Origin of the sequence: Microbacterium sp. P26 (assembly GCF_023712585.1) — a bacterium.
Taxonomy (GTDB): Bacteria; Actinomycetota; Actinomycetes; order Actinomycetales; family Microbacteriaceae; genus Microbacterium; species Microbacterium algihabitans_A.
The window spans coordinates 63,032-81,677 of record NZ_JAMAXZ010000006.1 but is presented as its reverse complement, the minus strand read 5'-3'; the positions used below and the strand labels follow the sequence as shown (position 1 = coordinate 81,677).

19 protein-coding genes are annotated in these 18,646 nt (G+C 70.5%); 15 read left to right on the top strand and 4 right to left on the bottom strand.

The annotated features are described in order from the left end of the window. The first annotated feature begins 78 nt into the window (after positions 1-78). Positions 79-876 carry an LLM class F420-dependent oxidoreductase gene (locus M3667_RS12315; protein WP_251508385.1) on the top strand — a complete coding sequence of 266 codons (798 nt, stop codon included), beginning with the start codon at positions 79-81 and terminating at the stop codon, positions 874-876. Between the two features lie 40 nt (positions 877-916). Here the strand turns inward: M3667_RS12315 and M3667_RS12310 are convergent, their stop codons facing one another. Then, positions 917-1,096, bottom strand: a complete 180-nt coding sequence (locus M3667_RS12310) for a hypothetical protein (RefSeq protein WP_251508384.1) — start codon at positions 1,094-1,096, stop codon at positions 917-919. 104 nt (positions 1,097-1,200) lie between these two features. On the opposite strand from M3667_RS12310, the gene M3667_RS12305 reads away from it, so the two are divergent. The 3 genes from M3667_RS12305 to M3667_RS12295 are packed head-to-tail and all read left to right on the top strand — an operon-like array spanning position 1,201 to position 4,266. Further along, positions 1,201-2,103, top strand: a complete 903-nt coding sequence (locus M3667_RS12305; protein WP_144832470.1) for a 1,4-dihydroxy-2-naphthoyl-CoA synthase — start codon at positions 1,201-1,203, stop codon at positions 2,101-2,103. Between the two features lie 16 nt (positions 2,104-2,119). Next, a complete protein-coding gene (locus M3667_RS12300) occupies positions 2,120-3,280 on the top strand; it encodes an AMP-binding protein (protein ID WP_251508383.1) in 1,161 nt (386 codons plus the stop codon). An 11-nt stretch (positions 3,281-3,291) separates the two neighbouring features. Further along, positions 3,292-4,266 (top strand): 1,4-dihydroxy-2-naphthoate polyprenyltransferase, encoded by a 975-nt coding sequence (locus M3667_RS12295; protein WP_251508382.1) that lies wholly within the window; start codon positions 3,292-3,294, stop codon positions 4,264-4,266. 147 nt (positions 4,267-4,413) lie between these two features. Here the strand turns inward: M3667_RS12295 and M3667_RS12290 are convergent, their stop codons facing one another. Together M3667_RS12290 and M3667_RS12285 are read right to left on the bottom strand one after the other, a co-directional pair. Beyond that, the gene (locus M3667_RS12290; RefSeq protein WP_285837742.1) at positions 4,414-5,766 is read right to left on the bottom strand and encodes an Ig-like domain-containing protein; all 1,353 of its coding nucleotides are present in this window, start codon (positions 5,764-5,766) and stop codon (positions 4,414-4,416) included. A 499-nt stretch (positions 5,767-6,265) separates the two neighbouring features. Next, entirely contained in the window at positions 6,266-6,559 is a 294-nt protein-coding gene (locus M3667_RS12285; protein ID WP_251508380.1) for a DUF4229 domain-containing protein, read from the bottom strand. 107 nt (positions 6,560-6,666) lie between these two features. On the opposite strand from M3667_RS12285, the gene M3667_RS12280 reads away from it, so the two are divergent. The 3 genes from M3667_RS12280 to M3667_RS12270 are packed head-to-tail and all read left to right on the top strand — an operon-like array spanning position 6,667 to position 9,822. After that, positions 6,667-7,113 carry a PLDc N-terminal domain-containing protein gene (locus M3667_RS12280; RefSeq protein WP_251508379.1) on the top strand — a complete coding sequence of 149 codons (447 nt, stop codon included), beginning with the start codon at positions 6,667-6,669 and terminating at the stop codon, positions 7,111-7,113. A gap of 3 nt (positions 7,114-7,116) precedes the next feature. Beyond that, positions 7,117-8,910, top strand: a complete 1,794-nt coding sequence (gene menD / locus M3667_RS12275; RefSeq protein WP_251508378.1) for a 2-succinyl-5-enolpyruvyl-6-hydroxy-3-cyclohexene-1-carboxylic-acid synthase — start codon at positions 7,117-7,119, stop codon at positions 8,908-8,910. A 54-nt stretch (positions 8,911-8,964) separates the two neighbouring features. Further along, positions 8,965-9,822 carry a PPK2 family polyphosphate kinase gene (locus M3667_RS12270; protein WP_251508377.1) on the top strand — a complete coding sequence of 286 codons (858 nt, stop codon included), beginning with the start codon at positions 8,965-8,967 and terminating at the stop codon, positions 9,820-9,822. Between the two features lies 1 nt (position 9,823). On the opposite strand, the gene M3667_RS12265 is transcribed toward M3667_RS12270, so the two are convergent. Then, complete coding sequence (locus M3667_RS12265) at positions 9,824-11,038, bottom strand: isochorismate synthase MenF (RefSeq protein WP_251508620.1); 1,215 nt, start codon at positions 11,036-11,038, stop codon at positions 9,824-9,826. Between the two features lie 274 nt (positions 11,039-11,312). Here M3667_RS12265 and M3667_RS12260 point away from each other — a divergent pair, with 274 nt between their 5' ends. From M3667_RS12260 to arr, 8 genes are all read left to right on the top strand, one after another. Beyond that, positions 11,313-11,876: a DUF402 domain-containing protein gene (locus tag M3667_RS12260; RefSeq protein ID WP_154097300.1), complete on the top strand. Its 564-nt coding sequence runs from the start codon at positions 11,313-11,315 to the stop codon at positions 11,874-11,876. A gap of 9 nt (positions 11,877-11,885) precedes the next feature. Then, positions 11,886-12,605, top strand: coding sequence for a demethylmenaquinone methyltransferase (locus M3667_RS12255; RefSeq protein ID WP_144832493.1), 720 nt, complete (start codon positions 11,886-11,888; stop codon positions 12,603-12,605). A 109-nt stretch (positions 12,606-12,714) separates the two neighbouring features. Further along, entirely contained in the window at positions 12,715-13,731 is a 1,017-nt protein-coding gene (locus M3667_RS12250; RefSeq protein ID WP_251508619.1) for a polyprenyl synthetase family protein, read from the top strand. Positions 13,732-13,769: 38 nt separating this feature from the next. Continuing rightward, on the top strand, positions 13,770-15,143 hold the full coding sequence (locus M3667_RS12245; protein WP_251508376.1) for an FAD-dependent oxidoreductase: 1,374 nt from the start codon (positions 13,770-13,772) through the stop codon (positions 15,141-15,143). Positions 15,144-15,342: 199 nt separating this feature from the next. Then, positions 15,343-16,305, top strand: a complete 963-nt coding sequence (locus tag M3667_RS12240) for an alpha/beta hydrolase (RefSeq protein WP_251508375.1) — start codon at positions 15,343-15,345, stop codon at positions 16,303-16,305. A gap of 20 nt (positions 16,306-16,325) precedes the next feature. Next, positions 16,326-18,029 (top strand): AMP-binding protein, encoded by a 1,704-nt coding sequence (locus M3667_RS12235; protein WP_251508374.1) that lies wholly within the window; start codon positions 16,326-16,328, stop codon positions 18,027-18,029. 47 nt (positions 18,030-18,076) lie between these two features. Beyond that, positions 18,077-18,217: a hypothetical protein gene (locus tag M3667_RS12230; RefSeq protein WP_251508373.1), complete on the top strand. Its 141-nt coding sequence runs from the start codon at positions 18,077-18,079 to the stop codon at positions 18,215-18,217. 13 nt (positions 18,218-18,230) lie between these two features. Then, complete coding sequence (gene arr, locus M3667_RS12225) at positions 18,231-18,638, top strand: NAD(+)--rifampin ADP-ribosyltransferase (RefSeq protein WP_251508372.1); 408 nt, start codon at positions 18,231-18,233, stop codon at positions 18,636-18,638. The last annotated feature ends 8 nt before the right edge of the window (positions 18,639-18,646 follow it).

Below are 18,646 nucleotides of genomic sequence, written 5' to 3'. Positions count from 1 at the left end.
TCTGGCCTCTCCACGGTACGTGCCCGGCGCGGCGAATCCACCCGCCCCGGTGTCGGAGGGCGGGCATAGGCTGACGCCATGCTCTTCGATACCCCCGTTCGGCTCGGTGTGCAGATCCAGCCGCAGCACGTGCAGTACTCCGACATCCGCGACGCCGTCTTCCGTCTCGAAGAGATGGGCGTCGACGTCCTGTTCAACTGGGACCACTTCTTCCCGCTCTACGGCGACCCCGACGGCGAGCACTTCGAGGCGTGGACGATGCTGTCGGCCTGGGCCGAGCAGACCGAGCGCGTCGAGTTCGGCGCCCTCGTCAACTGCAACAGCTACCGAAACGCCGACCTGCAGGCCGACATGGCCCGCACCGTCGACCACATCAGCAAGAAGGGCGGCGACACCGGCCGCTTCATCTTCGGCACCGGGTCGGGCTGGTTCCAGCGCGACTACGACGAGTACGGCTACGACTTCGGCACCGCGGGTTCGCGTCTGAACGCGCTCGCCGCCGACCTCGACCGCATCGTCGACCGTTGGGGCAAGCTGAACCCCGCACCCACCCGCAAGATCCCCGTGATGATCGGCGGCAAGGGCGAGCAGAAGACGCTGCGGATGGTTGCGCGTCACGCCGACATCTGGCACAGCTTCGTCACTCCCGACGAGCTGCCGCACAAGTTCGAGGTCATCGAGCGCTGGGCAGAGACCGAGGAGCGCGACCTGTCGGGCCTGGTCGTCTCGAACGAGCTCAAGGACCGCGACGAAGACGTGGCCGACGCGCTGTTCGCCGCCGGCACCCGCCTCTTCACGCTCGGCTTCTCGGGCCCCGAGTGGGACTACTCGCTCGTCGAGCGCTGGCTGCGCTGGCGCGACAGCAAGAACGCGTGAGTCATGCGGCGCCCCGATCTCCTCGGGGCGCCGCATACGTTCACGGCGTAAACTGCGCGCCGCCGGACGTGCCCGTCCAGGTCTTCGCGGCTTCGCCGGCGTAGTACGCGGACTCGCTCTGATGGTTCATCGAGCGGCGCGCGTCTTCGGACTGGTCAGGTGAGGGCGCACCAAGCAAGTACTCGCGGATGCGGCCCAGGATCGACACCTTCTTCGTCATGCTGACTCCGATCGTCGGGGTCGTCCAGGCTACGGCGGTGCGGCGGCGACGTCCACCGTCGGCCGCCGCGTCCGTGCGCGAAGGCCCGCGCGTAGGCTGAACGGGTGACCGTCTCCGAGCTCTTCGACCCCGCGGAATGGACCCTGGCGCCCGGCGCCGAGGACTACACCGACATCACCGCCCACGTCACGCACGACGGCCGGGTCGCGCGTATCGCCTTCGATCGTCCCGAGGTGCGCAACGCCTTCCGCCCGCACACGGTCGACGAGCTGTACCGCGCCCTCGACATTGCGCGGCAGGACCACCGCATCGGCGTCGTGCTGCTCACCGGCAACGGTCCGAGTCCGAAAGACGGCGGCTGGGCGTTCTGCTCCGGTGGCGACCAGCGCATCCGCGGTCGCGACGGCTACAAGTACTCCACCGACGAGACCACGGTGCACGATCCGGGCCGAGCGGGTCGCCTGCACATCCTTGAGGTGCAGCGCTTGATCCGCTTCATGCCGAAGGTCGTCATCGCCGTCGTCCCGGGCTGGGCGGCCGGCGGCGGACACTCGCTCAACGTCGTGTGCGACCTGTCGATCGCGAGCGCCGAGCACGGTCGTTTCAAGCAGACGGATGCCGATGTCGGCTCGTTCGACGCCGGCTACGGCTCGGCCTACTTCGCGCGGCAGATCGGCCAGAAATTCGCCCGCGAGATCTTCTTCCTCGCCGAGGAGTACTCCGCCGAGCGCGCGTACGAGATGGGCGCGGTCAACCGCGTCGTGCCGCACGCCGAGCTCGAGCGCGAAGCCCTCTCGATGGCACGCACGATCCTCACGAAGTCGCCCACCGCGATCCGCATGCTCAAGTACGCCTTCAACGCCGTCGACGACGGCCTCGTGGGGCAGCAGCTTTTCGCCGGCGAGGCCACGCGCCTGGCGTACGGCACCGACGAAGCGGCCGAGGGGCGCGACTCGTTCCTCGAGAAGCGCGACCCCGACTGGTCCGACGTGCCGTGGCACTACTGAGCGCCGGGTCGCACGCGTGAGGCTCGAGCCGCCGGCATCCGGGGATCCCCGCGACGTGCTCCGCGCCCTGCGCGCAGCCGTGCTCGGGGCCGGGCCCGCCGTCGCCCTCGGGGGTGACGCAGCGCCGCGCGAGGCTCCCGCGGGCACTGCCGCGGTGGTGACCACGTCGGGTTCGACGGGCGTGCCGAAGTCGGTGATGATCTCGCGTAACGCCCTGATCAGCAGCGCGTACGCGACGGCCGCGCGCCTCGGCGAGGGGGCCTGGCTGCTCGCGGTGCCGGCGACCTACGTCGCGGGCGTGCAGGTGATCGTGCGCGCGCTGCTCGCCGATCGCGAGCCCGCGGTGGTGGCGGGGCCCTTCCGCCCCGAGCCGTTCGCGGCGGCGGCCCTCGGCATGGCCTCGCACCTCGACGGCGCACGGGTTCCGACCTACACCTCGCTCGTCCCCGCCCAACTGCAGCGCCTGCTCGACGCCGCCGAGCATGACGACACGGTCGCCCACGCCCTGCGGTCGTTCGAGGCGATCCTCATCGGCGGGCAGGCCCTCGCTCCCGCGGTGCGGGAGCGCGCCGCAGAGGTCGGGGCGCGGATCGTCCGCACCTACGGATCGAGCGAGACGAGCGGCGGGTGCGTCTACGACGGCGTCCCGCTCGACGGCGTCGGCATGCGCATCGTCGCGGGCGAGGTGCAGCTGTCGGGCCCCACGCTCGCCGACGGCTATGTCGACGACCCGGCGCGCACGGCCTCCGTCTTCCCCGTCGGGGCCGACGGCACGCGCTGGTACCGCACCGGCGACGGGGGAGAGATCGTCGACGGGGTGCTGCACGTGACGGGACGCCTCGACAACGTCATCGTCTCGGGCGGGGTCAACGTGTCGCTCGATCGCGTTGAGGCTGCGGTGCGCGGCATCCGGGGTCTCGAATCCGCCGTGGTGGTGCCGATCCCGGATGCCACCTGGGGCCAGGGATCCGCCGTGGTCATCCCCGGGCTCTCCGGCGTCGACGAGAGCGAGGTGCTCGAACGCGTGCGCCGGGCGGTCGGCGAGGCGGTGGGCGCTCCCGCGCGTCCGGCACGGGTCATCGCCGTCGACGAACTGCCGACCCTGACCTCCGGAAAGCCCGACCGCGCGGCGCTTCGGCGTCTGGCCGAGACCGGTGAGACCGGCGCGCGGGATTAGGATGAGCCTCCGTGGCAGCTCCCTCCCGTAAGCGTTCGAACACCGCCAAGAAGCGTCATCCCGGCGGCAATCCGCAGAAGCCGAAGAGCGGCGCCCCGCAGGCCGTCGCCAAGGCGACCGCGCGCGACTGGATCGCCGCCGCGCGCCTGCGCACGTTGCCGCTGGCCATCACCCCGGTGCTGATCGGCACGGGGGCTGCGACGCTGGTCGACGATCAGCTGCACGGGGTGATCGCTCTCGCGTGCCTCGCCGTCGCCTTCGCGCTGCAGATCGGCGTCAACTACGCCAACGACTACTCCGACGGCATCCGCGGTACCGACGACGTGCGCGTGGGCCCGGGACGACTGACCGGGGGGAAGAAGGCCAAGCCGCGGACGGTGCTCGTCGTCGCTCTGGGGTTCTTCGCGCTCGCCGCGGCCATCGGTCTCGCCCTCGTGATCCGCACGGGTCAGTGGTGGCTCATCCTCGTCGGCGCGCTCTGCATCGTCGCGGCCTGGTTCTATACCGGCGGCAAGCGACCCTACGGCTACAACGCGATGGGCGAGATCTTCGTCTTCGTCTTCTTCGGCCTGGTCGCCACCCTCGGCACGACCTGGCTGCAGGTGCTCTCCCTCCCCCAGGAGGCCTGGTTCGGCGCGGTCGCCGCGGGACTCCTCGCCTGCGCCGTGCTGCTCGCCAACAACCTGCGGGACATCGACCAGGACCGTCTCGCGGGTAAGCGCACGCTGTCGGTGCTCATCGGGCGCCGCGCGACGCAGGTGCTCTTCACGCTCTTCGTGCTGATCCCGTTCGCGATCGCGGTGTTCCTCGCCGTGTTCTACCCGGTCGCGTGGCTCACGCTCATCGCATTGCTGGGCGGACTCGCGGCGATCCTCATCGTCTGGACCTACCGCACTCCGCGCGAGCTCATCACCGCGCTGCAGGTCACGAGCTTCACCTCGGTCGCGTACGGCGCCCTGCTGTTCTGGGCGTTCGTGGCGGGCTGAGGTTCAGCGGGTGTCGGCCTTCACGACCTGTTGCGCCCGGACGCGCGGCACGGGAACGGGGAACGCAGCGCGATCCATGAGCGAAGCGGATGGCGCGCGAAACTTCCAACGCCACGCGCTTGCGCCCGACAGGCTGTTACCTCGTTCTCAGGTCGCGAGAACGAGGTAGGTGGTCCGGGCGGCGGCGGAGGGTTCCGCGAGACGGCTGACCGCGCGACCAGCGGGGATGGTCGTGAGAGTGATCGCAGGGCGTTGGTCGGTGGTCGTGCCGTTGCCGAGCTGACCGTCACCATTGAACCCCCAGGCGCGGATCGAGCCGTCGTCCATGAGGGCGTGTCCGGTGTTGTTCGTGACGGAGATCTGCACGACTCCCGAGGTGAGGCCCGGTACGACGTCAAAGGTCGTCGTCTCGCCGCCGTCCGAGTTCTGCGAGGCTCCCGAGCTGCGGACAGAACCGTCGGACATCAACACGTACGTGTTGTCCACTCCGCCTGCGAGGAGGGCACTCTGTCCGCTGATCCCGGTCACGGTTCCCGGACTCCACCTCTCGCCCGTGGCGCCGTTTCCCAGCTGGCCGCTCCCGCCGTTCCCCCATGTCCGGACCGTTCCATCGGAGAGAACGGCGCCAGCGTGAACGCCTCCGGCACCCACTTGCGCGACGCCAGAGGTGAGACCCGCGACCTGTGTCGGCGTGTTCCAAGGATTCGATCCGACGATTCCGGTTCCGGCGTTGCCGTACATATTCGTTCCCCACGCTTTGACGGAACCATCGGTGAGTAGGGCGAAGGAGCAACCCGAGTATTGCGCCTCGAGGCCGGGGGAGTGCGCGATCTGCTTCACAGTGGTGAGACCCGGTACCTTGACCGGCGTGAGCTGATCCACAGGGCCGTTCGGGCCGTTGCACTTGCCCCAGTTGCTCACTGTTCCATTTGCGTGCAACACCACGACTCGAGCCCAACCTGCCGCGATCTGAATGACTGGCGACAGCCCCTCGACTTGCGCCCAGGTCGACCGGTTGGTCTTGGTTCCATCGCCGAGCTGCCCGGTTTCGTTCGTTCCCTTCGTCCAGACCGTTCCGTCTTGAAGGAGCGCGACGGAGAAGAGAGACATCTCCAAGTGGTTGTAGGGGTCGGCGTCGCTATACGTGCCAGCAGCGATCTGCTTCACGGGGGAGGGGAAGACGAGTTCCGTCTGCTCAGGTGTCGAGGTGAATCCCTTTCCGAAGACGAGGACGTTCGAGCCCAGTACCGAGAAGCCCTGCGTGATGGTCTCGCCACCTGCCGTTGCCGCGACGGTCGCTGTGGAACCGGGGGTGGCCCATCGATCCCGGAGATCGAGAGTCGTCGTCGCAATGCCGGCGGAGTCCGTCGTGGTGGATGACGGAGAGAAGGTCGCGCCGCTCGGGCCGGTGAACGACACCGCCTCACCCGCTACCGCAGCCCCGCCGGAGTCGAGCACCGTCGCGGTGACCGTGACGTTGCCCGACGCCGGCACCCGCATGCCCGGCGTCATCAGCGTCGTCGTCTTGCGGGCGTGCGGCGAGTTGGCGAAAGCGGGGCTCGTTGCGGCGAGAGTGACGGCGGGAACAGTCCAGGCGGCCGCGGTGATGACTGCACGGCGACTCGGCGTGCCGACGTGCGGGCTGCGGGGCGTGTGGCATTCGTCCTGCATACGGTGTCCAATCTCTCCGGGAGCGGCAGGTTGCGATACTCCGTGTGGCGCTCCGAAAAGCGCGCCTGTATACATGCTCATGGAGGGAAGGGCAGCGGCGGGCGCTTCTCTCGAGGCGCGTCCGCGGGTGAAATGACTCGGCCTTCCCGGCAGGAAGGTGTCTCGGCTCGGCGGTTCATCTGTCGCCGCAGGCCCGGCGCTTCACCCTCCGTGCGCCGCGCATCACCTACCCCGCCCGGCGCTCTCGACGTCGCTATCTAGGGGTTGGGCACCCCCGCTGATTCGCACGACGTCGTTCAGCCGGTTTGCCGTCACGCGGGAGGTGTGATCAGTCGCGCAGGTCTCTGTCGACGACCGCGTCTTCGGCGTCGGCGTCGCTCTCGGCTCCGGTGCGGCGGCCTGTGGCGGTGCGCTGGGCGCGTCGCTCGGCGAGACCGCCGGTGACCTTGTCGAGCGGGCGGCGCAGGAACAGCAGCGACAGGCTGAAGCCGATCAGGGCGGCGAAGATCGCCGCGAGCCACGGCAGTTCCTGGAACACCGGGAACAGCAGCAGGATGCCGAGGGGCACGAGGAAGGCGAGAAGTCGCAGGACCGTGTAGACGAGGGCCGAACGAGCACGCATCCTCCGATTCTACGGCGGAGGCTCCGCGCCCGAGTCCGGGTCGTTCGACGGCGAAGTGGACCGCCGACTCCGGGCCGCTGTTCAGCCGACGCACGTAGACTCGGGACATGGCACGGTTGCTTCTCATCTTGGCGCTCGTGGCGACCGTCTTCTGGGTCTACACGATCGTGGATTGCGCCGTGCAGAATCCGTCCCGCCACCGCGGCGTGAACAAGCCCGCGTGGCTGGCGATCGTCATCCTGCTCCCCGTCCTCGGCGGCATCCTCTGGTTCCTGATCGGCCGGGGACGCGCGACCAACAACGTCGTGCGTCGCGCCCCCGACGACGATCCCGAGTTCCTCGGTCGCATGACCGCCTCGGCCCGTGCCGAGCAGGACGAGCGCATCCGCCGTCTCGAGGAGGAGCTGGCGCAGCTCGACTCCGAGGCTGACGATCCGACCCCGCCCCAGAAGGCGACCGGCACGGACGAGACGCCCGAGAAGGGCTCCGGAACCCCCGGCACCCCCGGAACCGGCGACGACGACACCCGCGGTCAGCGCGGCGCCGTCGGCTGAGTCGTGGCCCCCGACACCGCGCGTTCCGCCGCGCCCGCCACCGACGCCGCGTCGGCCCTGCTCGCCGGCCTCGTCTCGCGCGGCGTGCGCCACGTCGTGGTCAGCCCGGGCTCGCGCTCGCAGGCCCTGGCCCTCGTCGCGGCTGAGCTGGAGCGCGCCGGCCTCATCGAGCTGCACGTGCGCATCGACGAACGCGTCGCCGGTTTCACCGCCCTCGGCATCGGCCGTGAGACCGGGGTCCCGGCCGCGGTCATCTGCACCTCGGGCACCGCGGTGGCCAACCTGTCGCCCGCCGTGCTGGAGGCCCACCACGCGGGGGTGCCGCTCGTACTGCTCACCGCCGACCGTCCGCCCGAGCTCCGCGGCGTCGGAGCCAATCAGACCACTCGTCAGCCCGGGCTCTTCCGCTCCGCCGTGCGCTTCGAGGCCGATCTGGCCGTGCCCGAGCTCGTCGACGACGACGGGTCGAGCGAGCAGAGCCTCGCCCTCGACGCGGTCGCTGCCGACACTCTCGCCGCCGCCCTCGGCGAGGGCTCCCGCGCGGCCGGGCCCGTGCACCTGAACGTCCCCTTCCGCGAACCCCTGGCGGGTGCGTCTCCGTCGTGGCTGGCGGAGCGGGCGGCATCCGGGATCATCGCCGAAGCCGTCGCGGCCGACGACTCCGGTGAGGACGACGGATCCGGTGCGCTGTACCAGGGCGGCGGGGGCATCGGAGAAGCCGACGTCGCGCCCGACGCCGAGGGTCCTCACCCCGTCGAACTCGGTCTGCGCACCATCGTCGTCGCCGGCGCCGATGCGGGAGCGGCCGCCGAGCAGTTCGCCCACGACGGCGGCTTCCCGCTGGTCGCCGAGATCGTCAGCGGCGCGCGCTTCGGTCGCCAGATCGTGCACGGCTACCGGGCCCTGCTCGATGACCCCGAGCTCGGCGGACGCATCGAACGCGTCGTGGTGTTCGGCCGGCCCACCCTCAGTCGCCAGGTGACGCGCCTGCTCATGCGCGACGACGCCGAGGTGCTCGCCGTGCGCGGGCCCGGTGAACCCATCAACCTCAACGGATCGACGGTCGCGGTCGACGCGGTGCGCGTCGGCGAGGGGACCCCCGATCGGGAGTGGCTCGGGGCATGGATGCGCGCCTCGCGCGCGCACCTGGTGGATCTGTCTCCGCCCGCCCCCGACGCCGACGGCCTCGCCTCGGCCGTGCCGCACGAGCGTCTGGGTGCCTTGAACGCCGAGGTCGAGGTGATGCGCGCCCCCGTCGATCGCGCCGCTCTCGTCGACGCCCTCTGGCGCGCGAGCTGGCCGCACGACCGGCTCGTGTTCGGGTCGTCGCGCATCGTGCGCGTCGCCGACGAAATGCTGGGCGGCAAGAAGGTCGCGGTGCACTCCAACCGGGGGCTTGCGGGCATCGACGGCACCATCGCGACCGCGACAGGGATCGCCCTCGCGAGCCAGGTTGACGATCGGCCCGGCGTCACCCGTCTGCTGCTCGGCGATCTCGCCTTCCTTCACGACATGGGTGCCCTGATGCTTCCCCCCGGCGAGCACGAGCCGCGCCTGCAGGTCGTGGTCGGCAACGACGGCGGCGGCACGATCTTCGATGGACTCGAGGTCGCCTCGGTCGCAGGAGACGACGCCATGTCGCGCGTGCAGTACACCCCGCACACCGCACGCCTCGAGCAGCTCGCCCTCGCGTTCGGCTGGGAGTACCACCGCTGCACCACGCGCGTCGCGCTCGACCAGGTGCTCACCGCCCCCACCGGTGGTCGGCAGCTCATCGAGGTCCCCCTTCCGCGCTGAGTCCGGTCCGTCAACGGGTGGCGATGATCCCGGATGCCGCGGCAGCATGACCCCATGAGCTCGAAGAACCGCTGGTCCACGCCCGCCGCCACCGCCCTGAGCGTCGAGCCCGGGTTCCGCCTCGCCGACATCGACACCCGCTCGACCCCGGGATACGACGGTGACAAGGACGACGGGAAAGCGGATTTCGAGGCCGGTCGCGCCCCGCTCGAGGCTCTGCAGGAGCGCCTCTTCGCGCAGAGCATCGCGGGCACGGCGACCGGATCGGTGCTGCTCGTGCTGCAGGCGATGGACACCGCGGGCAAGGGCGGCATCGTCCGCCACGTCGTGGGGGCGGTCGACCCGCAGGGCGTCGAGCTCGCCTCGTTCAAGAAGCCGACCGCCGAAGAGCTGGCCCACGACTTCCTCTGGCGCATCGAGAAGAGGCTGCCGGATGCCGGGCGCATCGGCGTCTTCGACCGCTCGCACTACGAGGACGTGCTCATCGGCCGGGTGCGCTCGCTCGCCCCCGCCGACGAGATCGAGCGGCGCTACGGCGCCATCGTGGCGTTCGAGGCGCAGGCCGCCGAGATGGGCATCCGCGTGGTCAAGGTCATGCTGCACATCTCGAAGGACGAGCAGCGCGAGCGCCTGGCCGAACGCCTCGACCGCCCCGACAAGCACTGGAAGTACAACCCGGGCGACGTCGACGAGCGCGAACTGTGGGACTCGTACATGGACGCCTACCAGGTGGCGATCGAGCGCACCTCGACGCCCCTGGCGCCCTGGCACGTGGTCCCCGCCGATCGCAAGTGGTACGCCCGCCTCGCGGTGCAGCGCCTGCTCATCGACGCCCTCGAGCACATCGACCCGCAGTGGCCCGCGGCCGACTACGACGTCGAGGCCGAGAAGAAACGACTCGCCGAGTCCTGACTCAGGCGAGTGCCTCGACGATCGGGCGGAACTTCACCCGCGTCTCGAGCAGCTCCGCCTCGGGCACGCTGTCGGCGACAATTCCAGCGCCGGCGTAGGCCGTGATCGGCGCGGTCGGCGAGGAGGGGGCGGACCGGTCGATCTGCGCGCAGCGCAGCGCGATCGCCCACTCGCCGTCGCCCGAGGCGGCCGTCCACCCGACCGCGCCGGCGTAGCGGCCCCGGTCGAAGGGCTCGAGCCGGCGGATGACGTCCATCGCCGCCGGAGTCGGAGTCCCTGCCACCGCGGCCGTGGGGTGGAGCACCCCGAGCAGGTCGAGCGACGAGGCGTCTTCGCTCAGCACAGCTTCGACGTCGGTGGCGAGGTGCCACACGTTCGGCAGTTTCAGTGTGAACGGCTGATCCTCGGCCGCGAGCGACGAGGTGTGCGGGCCGAGCGCCTTCAGCACGCTCTGCACGGCGAAGCGATGCTCGTCTTGATCCTTGGTGCTGCGAGTGAGGCCGATGGCCGCCGCCACGTCGGCGTCGGCGTCGCCGCCGCGCGCCACGGTCCCCGCGAGCACGCGTGCCGAAACCGTCCCGTTCGACACCGTCACCAGCGTCTCGGGGCTCGCCCCGATGAGTCCGTCGACCGCAAACACCCAGCAGTCGGGATAGCCCTCGAGCAACGACCGCACGAGCCGGCGCAGGTCGGAACCCGCCGGGATCGTGCCCGTGATGTCGCGGGCCAGCACGACCTTGCCCACCTCGCGTCGGCCGATCGCCTCGATCGCCTGGCGCACGGCATCCTGATACTTCTCCGCCGTCTGGCGGCCCGGGCCCAGCGTCGCCGACCAGTGCGGACCGAACGGCGAGCGGGGAGGCAGCTCGGGCTCGGGCTCGTCGGGGGTGTCGTCGAAGGCGAGCCGCGTGACCCACGCCCGTCCGCTGTGGCGGCCGACGATCATCCCCGGCACGCGCAGCACGTTCTCGCGTTCGGACTCGGGGTCGAAGACGAACGAGCCGAACGCCACCAGACCCGAACCGGGCAGCTGCACCGGGTCGTCGACCTCGGCGGCCGCGGCGATGGCGCGCCACCGCTCGGAGATCGTGGCGTCGCCCGGCTGCGCGCCCGTGTAGCGCAGGGTCAGCAGGTCGCCGAAGGCCGCGAGCGACTCCCCGCGACGGCTCCAGAACAGCGGGTCGTAGGGGGTGGTGTAGGCGAGCAGGTCGTCCATGGGGGGCAGCTCGCGCGTGACCACGCGCAGGCGCGGCACGATGTCATCCGCGGGTTCCAGCACGCCTGCCAGCGTAGACCCGCACCCGCCGGCGCGGAGGTGCGCGGCATCCGGATGCTTCGGCGTCGAGGCGACGGGGCGCGCACGACGCAGGAGATCGTCCCGTCAGCCGGCCCACGCTGCTCCCTCGGAGACGGGAAGTCCGCGGAAATCCTGCGTTGTGTCGGGAGGAGGATGCGCCGACCCCCGTCGGAGCGCGTTTTAGACTCCGAACATGGATCCTCGACCCGCACCCGGCACCCGGCTGATGTTCGAGTGGCGCAAATGGGACGGCTCCCCGCACTGGGTGCAGGACAGCGTCTACCTCGGCTCCGACGCCTGGGGCGAGTGGTTCGGGCAGCAGGTCGGCTGGCGCAGCGCCCGGCCGGGCGCCGAGTTCGTGTGCCGTCAGCCCAACGTGACCCTCGTACCCGCGAGCGGCGACTGGGCGTTCACGCACAACGCCGACCCCCACCCGGTGGCGGTCTACATCGACCTCGCGTGGGACATCCGCTGGCACGACGACGGCGTGCCCCGCGGCATCGACATGGACCTCGACGTCGTGCGGCGCACCGACGAGCGCGGCACGTGGATCGACGACCGCGACGAGTGGGACGAGCACCGCGTGCGCTACGGGTACCCGAGCGACATCGTGCAGCACCTCGACGCCACCGCGAGCGACCTCGAACGTCGCGTCCGCGAGCGCGAAGCCCCGTTCAACGACGAGGTCACGGGGCCCTGGCTGCACCGGCTCGCGGCTCTGGCAAGCCCCGGCGACGACGCGGTGGAGCCCGCCTAGACTCGACGGGTGAGCAGCGACCCCAACCGCGCCGACCTCGGTAAAGACCCGCAGCGCGTCAGCGGCATGTTCGACCAGGTGGCGGCAGCCTACGACCGCACCAACTCGGTGCTGAGCCTCGGCAACGACCGCTTCTGGCGCGTCGCCACCCTGCGCGCCGTCGCGCCGCAGCGGGGGGAGCGCATCCTCGACCTCGCCGCGGGCACCGGCACCTCGTCGATGGCGTTCGTGCCGAGCGGGGCGCACGTGGTCGCGGCCGACTTCTCCAAGGGCATGATCGCCGAGGGCCGACGCCGCCACGGCGACGTCCCGAACCTGGAGTTCGTGCAGGCGGATGCCACCGACCTGCCCTTCGCCGACGGCGAGTTCGACGCGGTGACGATGTCGTTCGGCCTGCGCAACGTCAACGACCCCCGTCGCGCGCTGCGAGAGCTCCGCCGCGTCACCCGCCCCGGCGGGCGCATCGTCGTGTGCGAGTTCTCGCACCCGCAGTCGCGCGCCTTCAACAGCCTGTACCGCTTCTACAACGGCCGGGTGCTGCCGGTCGTGGCCAAGGCCGTCAGCTCCAACGCCGAGGCCTACGACTACCTCAACGAGTCGATCCGCGACTGGCCCAACCAGCCGACGCTCGCGCAGTGGATGCGCGACGCGGGATGGGACGAGGTGGCGTACCGCAACCTCACGTTCGGCATCGTGGCCTTGCACCGCGGGATCAACCCGGGCGTCTGAGCCCACTGTCAAGCCGTCGAGATACCCGCGACGGCCCGCGACCGCGCCAGGATAGGCTGAAACCGTGACCCCGAGACCGCACGCGGCAGGCTCGCGCCTGTCCGGCAAGATGGGCCTGAGCGACCGCATCTTCGCAGGCCTGCGTTCGCGCACCCTCCTCAACACCGTCGAGGCGGGGCTCGCCCGGGTCGAGAGCGAGCTCGAGGGCGAGGTGCGCAGCGCCGATAAGCTCGCCGACGTCACCGCCCGTTACCTCTACGAGGCCGGCGGCAAGCGCGTGCGGCCCATGCTCGCGATCCTCACCGCGCAGCTCGGCCAGGGCACGACGAAAGAGGTCGTCGAGGTCGCCACCGCGCTCGAGCTCACGCACCTCGGTTCGCTCTACCACGACGACGTCATGGACGGCGCCGACAAGCGCCGCGGCGTCCCCAGCGCCCAGACGGTCTGGGGCAACAACATCGCCATCCTCACCGGCGACCTGCTCTTCGCCCGTGCGAGCCAGCTGATGGCCCGCCGCGGTGAGCGCGCGATCCAGCTGCAGGCCGACACCTTCGAGCGCCTCGTGCTCGGGCAGATGCACGAGACCGTGGGCCCGCAGGAGGGCGACGAGCCCGTCGACTTCTACCTCAAGGTGCTCGCCGACAAGACCGGTTCGCTGATCGCCGCGGCCGCGCAGTCGGGGGTCATCTACTCGGGAGCACCCGAGGAGTTCGAAGAGCCGATGGTCGTCTTCGGTGAGAAGGCGGGCGTCGCCTTCCAGCTGCTCGACGACGTGATCGACCTCTCGCCAGACCCGTCCGAGACGGGCAAAGTGCCCGGCACCGACCTGCGTGCGGGCGTACCCACCATGCCGTACCTGCTTCTCGGTCATCGCTCCGACGCGGCATCCGCCGATCTGCGCGCGCGCATCGACGAGGGGCAGGAGCGCATCGCCGCCGGTGCCGACCCGTCGATCCTCGACGCGGCTCTCGCCGAGCTGCGCGACCACGAGACCACGCACGAGACCCTGAGCCTCGCGCACCAATGGTCGCAAGAGGCGATCGACGCCCTTGCGCCGCTTCCCGACGGCGCTGTGCGCGAGGCGCTGACGCGCTTCGCCCGCGCCGTGGCCGACCGCTCGGCCTGACCCTTTCCACCCCCCCCGATCGCGATCGAGAGGAACCCATGACGAAGCTGCGCCTCGCCATCGTCGGAGCCGGCCCCGCCGGTATCTACGCCGCCGACATCCTGCTGAAGTCCGAGCGTCAGTTCGACGTCTCCATCGACCTGTTCGAGCAGCTGCCCGCGCCCTACGGTCTCGTCCGCTACGGCGTCGCCCCCGACCACCCGCGCATCAAGGGTGTCGTCACGGCACTGCGCGAGGTGCTCGACCGCGGCGACATCCGCATCTTCGGCAACGTGCGCTTCGGTGAGGACATCACCCTCGACGACCTCAAGAAGCACTACAACGCGGTCATCTTCTCGACCGGTGCGATCCGCGACGCCGACCTCGACATCCCCGGCATCGACGCGAAGGGCTCCTACGGCGCCGCCGACTTCGTCAGCTGGTTCGACGGCCACCCCGACGTGCCGCGCGAGTGGCCGCTCGAGGCCGAGTCGGTCGCCGTGATCGGCAACGGCAACGTCGCCCTCGACGTGACCCGCATGCTGGCCAAGCACGCCGACGACCTGCTGCCCACCGAGGTGCCCGACAACGTGTACCGGGGGCTCAAGGCCTCGCCGGTCACCGACGTGCATGTCTTCGGCCGTCGCGGCCCCGCCCAGGTGAAGTTCACTCCGCTCGAACTGCGCGAACTCGGCGAGCTGCGCGATGTCGACATGGTCGTCTACGACGAGGACTTCGACTACGACGAGGCGTCGAAGACCGCGATCGAGACCAACAAGCAGGTCAAGGTCATCGACCGAGTGCTGCAGCAGTGGCGCACCCGCCCGGGCGTGAACAACGCCGGTGGCGAGGCATCGCGCCGCCTGCACCTGCACTTCTGGGCGAAGCCGCTCGAGGTCGTCACCGACGACGAGGGCCGGGTCTCCGCCCTCCGCTACGAGCGCACCACGCCCGACGCCGAGGGCGGGGTCGTCGGCACCGGCGAGATCCGCGAAGTCCCCATCCAGGCGCTGTACCGCGCGGTCGGCTACTTCGGCTCGCCCCTGAAGGGTGTCCCCTTCGACGAGCAGCACGGCGTCATCCCCAACCACGAGGGTCAGGTGCTCTCGGCCGACTCGAATTCTCGGCTGCCCGGCGTCTACGCCACCGGCTGGATCAAGCGCGGCCCGGTCGGTCTCATCGGCCACACCAAGTCGGATGCCATGGAGACGGTGCGCCACGTCATCAACGACCAGGCGGAGTGGTGGCGCCCCGAGCACCCCGAAGAAGAGGCCATTCCGGCTCTGCTCGAGGAACGCGGCGTGCGCTGGACCGACCTCGACGGCTGGCACCGCCTCGACGCGCACGAGGTCGCCCTCGGTGCCCCGCACGAGCGCGCGCGCATCAAGGTCGTGCCCCGCGACGAGATGATCAAGATCTCGCGCGGCGAGTAATCCTCCCCGCTGAAGAGCCGCCCCGTCGTGTCAACGCGGGCGGCTCTTCTCACGCGGGCGGCTGTACCGAACTCCGGAGATTCGGCCGGTGCAGCCACGGAAACCGGCTGCGCGGGCCCGTTCGACGCGAAATCTCCGGAGTTCGGCACGGGCTGGCCGTGCCGGCGCCTCGCGAGAACGCCCGCCGTAGGCTGGGGAGATGGGGGAGTGGCGACCGGACATCCTCGGCGACGGGTTCGAGCAGCAGACGCTGCCGCTGGGCAGCGATGCCGAGGGCGAGGTCGTGGCGACCCTCGTCCGCTCCCGTCCGCACGCCGGCGCGCGGCTGTTCGGCGCCCTGCGCGAGGTCGACGTGCTGTACGTGCACGGGTGGTCGGACTACTTCTTCCAGACCGACCTCGCGCGCTTCTTCACCGATCGTGGGGCGCGCTTCCACGCCCTCGACCTGCGCAAGTACGGCCGGAGTCTGCGGCCCGGCCAGGCGCCGGGCTACGTCGCCGCCCTCGACGTGTACGACGCCGACATCGCGGCCGCGCTCGAGGTCATGGGCACGTCCGCCGAGGGGCGCCGCCTCGTGCTCCTCGGCCACAGCACGGGAGGCCTCACCCTCACGCTCTGGGCCGCGCGGCATCCGGGCGTCGCCGACGCTCTCGTGCTGAACAGTCCGTGGCTCGAACTGCAGCTCGGTCCGCTCGCACGCCAGGCCCTGGCGCCGATCGTGCAGGCGCGCGCCCGCTTCGACCCCCTCGGCACCCATCCGGTGGTCGACCTCGGCTTCTACACGCGCGCCCAGCGCGATCTCGGCACCCTCCCCGACAGCCCCGAGGGGTGGCGCCCGGCGCAGGGCTTTCCGACCCACCCCGGCTGGCTCGCCGCGATCATCGCGGGGCATGCGCGGGTGGCATCCGGAGTCGACGTCGGCTGCCCGGCGCTCGTTCTGCTCTCGGCGCGTTCGACTCCGGCCCTGTCGTGGAACGACGCGATGCGCGCGACCGACTCGGTGCTCGTCGTCGATGACATCGCCCGCGCCGCGACCCGCATCTCGAGCACCGTCACCATCACGCGCATCGACGGGGCGCTGCACGACGTCTTCCTGTCGGCTCCGGATGCCAGGGCCCGGGCTTTCGACGCGCTCGATGCCGGGGTGAGAGGGCTAGCGTAGAACGCGTTCGAAGGAGCTCCATGACCCCCACCGCCGCGTCCGCGACCGAGCACTACCGCGCCGCTCGCGACCACCTTCTCGTCGTCCGCTCCGACCCCGCCGCCGCCGCGGACTTCTCGTGGCCGCGGTTCGAGGGGCCGTTCAACTGGGCGATCGACTGGTTCGACCCGATGGCCCGCGGCAACGGCGACACGGCGCTGATCGTCGTCGACGACGACGGCACGCACCACGAGCGCACCTTCGACGAACTCTCGAGGCGTTCCGACCAGGTCGCTGCGTGGCTCGAGACGCGGGGCGTCCGCCGCGGCGAGACCGTGCTGCTCATGCTCGACAACCAGGTCGAGCTGTGGGAGGCGATGCTCGGCATCATGAAGCTCGGCGGCGTCATCGCCCCGACCACGACGGCGCTCGGCTCGGTCGACCTCGCCGACCGCATCGCGCGCGCCGAGATCCGCCACGTCGTCGTCGGAGCGGCGGATGCCGAGAAGTTCGACGACCTGCCCGAGGGTCTCGGTCGCATTGTCGTGGGCGGTTCGCACGCGGGGTGGGCGACCTACTCGGACGCCTTCGCCGCGGAGGCGGAACCCGCTCGGCATCCGGGAACCACCGCCGACGAGCGCCTGCTGCTCTACTTCACCTCGGGAACGACCTCGAAGCCCAAGCTCGTCGAGCACACGCACTCGTCGTACCCGGTGGGCCACCTCACGACGATGTACTGGCTCGGCCTGCAGCCCGGCGACGTGCACCTCGCGATCAGCTCGCCCGGGTGGGCCAAGCACGCGTGGAGCCTGTTCTTCGCCCCGTGGATCGCCGGGGCGACCGTGCTCGCCCTGAACTACTCGCGTTTCTCGGCGGATCGTCTGCTGACCGAACTCGAGAACGACCGCGTGACGACCTTCTGCGCGCCGCCGACGGTGTGGCGCATGCTCATCCAGGCCGATCTGGCCGGGCGGCGCGGGTCGCTGCGCGAGGTGGTGTCGGCCGGTGAGCCGCTCAACCCCGAAGTCATCGCCTCGGTGCAGCGCGCGTGGGGCCTCGACATCCGCGACGGATACGGGCAGACGGAGATGACCGCGGTGGTCGCGAACACCCCCGGCGTCGGGCTCGTGCCGGGCTCCATGGGGCGGCCGCTGCCCGGATGCCCGGTCGTGCTCATCGACCCGGTGACGGGGCAGCGCACCGACGAGGGCGAGATCTGCATCGACCTCGCCGAGCGACCCGTCAACCTCATGACCGGGTACGTGGGCGACCCCGAGCGCAACGCCGAGGCGTTCGCCGACGGGCTCTTCCACACCGGCGACGTCGCGCGACGTGACGAGACCGGCAGCATCACCTACATCGGCCGCACCGATGACGTCTTCAAGGCGTCGGACTACAAGATCAGTCCGTTCGAGCTCGAGAGCGTGCTGATCGAGCATCCGGCGGTCATGGAGGCCGCGGTCGTTCCCGCACCCGACGAGCTGCGCCTCGCCGTACCGAAGGCGTACATCGTGCTCGCCGGCGGACACGAGGCGGGTGAGGACGTCGCCCTCGACATCCTGCGCTTCGCGCGCGAGCGGCTCGCCCCGTTCCAGCGCGTGCGCCGCGTCGAGTTCTTCGAGCTGCCCAAGACCATCTCGGGCAAGATCCGCCGCGTCGAACTGCGTCAGCGCGAAGAGGCGGTGTTCCGCGGAGAGGTCGACTGCGTCGAGTGGACGGATGCCGCGCTGCGGGGCGATCGCTGACGCGCAAGCCCCTCGCCGTCACCGTTTCCGCGTGTGAGCATCGATCCATGGAAAAGGATCAGAAGCAGCCGTTCGAGAACCCTTCCGTCGACGACGACAGCGACATGCCCTCGCAGATGGAGGAGCGCAACATCGGTCGCGAGACCGAGCGCGAGATCACGCAGATGATCAACGGCATCGAGGGCTGACACACTCGTCTGCATGACCGAACCGCTCGACGAGGGACCGTTCTTCCACGGCACCAAGGCTGACCTGCGGGTGGGCGATCTGCTGACGCCCGGGTTCCGGTCGAACTACCGGCCCGAGGTGACGATGAACCACATCTACTTCACCTCGCGCCTCGACGGTGCGGGCCTCGCCGCCGAGATCATCCCGGGTGAGGCCTCGCCGCGCGTCTACGAGGTGGAGCCGACGGGACCGTTCGAAGACGACCCGAACGTGACCGACAAGAAGTTCCCCGGCAATCCGACGCGCTCGTTCCGTTCGGCGGCTCCGTTGCGCATCGTCGCCGAGCGTGACGACTGGACTCGCCTCACGCCCGAGACCCTGGCCTGGTGGCGCCATCGCCTCACCGAGATGTGCGACGAGAGCGCCGAGATCATCAACTGAGGGGTCTG

Coding starts and splice junctions, on each gene's coding strand:
- M3667_RS12315 (WP_251508385.1), top strand. CDS start 79: ATGCTCTTCGATACCCCCGTTCGGCTCGGTGTGCAGATCCAGCCGCAG.
- M3667_RS12310 (WP_251508384.1), bottom strand. CDS start 1,096: ATGACGAAGAAGGTGTCGATCCTGGGCCGCATCCGCGAGTACTTGCTT.
- M3667_RS12290 (WP_285837742.1), bottom strand. CDS start 5,766: ATGCGGGTGCCGGCGTCGGGCAACGTCACGGTCACCGCGACGGTGCTC.
- M3667_RS12285 (WP_251508380.1), bottom strand. CDS start 6,559: ATGCGTGCTCGTTCGGCCCTCGTCTACACGGTCCTGCGACTTCTCGCC.
- M3667_RS12280 (WP_251508379.1), top strand. CDS start 6,667: ATGGCACGGTTGCTTCTCATCTTGGCGCTCGTGGCGACCGTCTTCTGG.
- M3667_RS12270 (WP_251508377.1), top strand. CDS start 8,965: ATGAGCTCGAAGAACCGCTGGTCCACGCCCGCCGCCACCGCCCTGAGC.
- M3667_RS12265 (WP_251508620.1), bottom strand. CDS start 11,038: ATGGACGACCTGCTCGCCTACACCACCCCCTACGACCCGCTGTTCTGG.
- M3667_RS12260 (WP_154097300.1), top strand. CDS start 11,313: ATGGATCCTCGACCCGCACCCGGCACCCGGCTGATGTTCGAGTGGCGC.
- M3667_RS12250 (WP_251508619.1), top strand. CDS start 12,715: ATGGGCCTGAGCGACCGCATCTTCGCAGGCCTGCGTTCGCGCACCCTC.
- M3667_RS12245 (WP_251508376.1), top strand. CDS start 13,770: ATGACGAAGCTGCGCCTCGCCATCGTCGGAGCCGGCCCCGCCGGTATC.
- M3667_RS12240 (WP_251508375.1), top strand. CDS start 15,343: ATGGGGGAGTGGCGACCGGACATCCTCGGCGACGGGTTCGAGCAGCAG.
- M3667_RS12235 (WP_251508374.1), top strand. CDS start 16,326: ATGACCCCCACCGCCGCGTCCGCGACCGAGCACTACCGCGCCGCTCGC.
- M3667_RS12230 (WP_251508373.1), top strand. CDS start 18,077: ATGGAAAAGGATCAGAAGCAGCCGTTCGAGAACCCTTCCGTCGACGAC.
- arr (WP_251508372.1), top strand. CDS start 18,231: ATGACCGAACCGCTCGACGAGGGACCGTTCTTCCACGGCACCAAGGCT.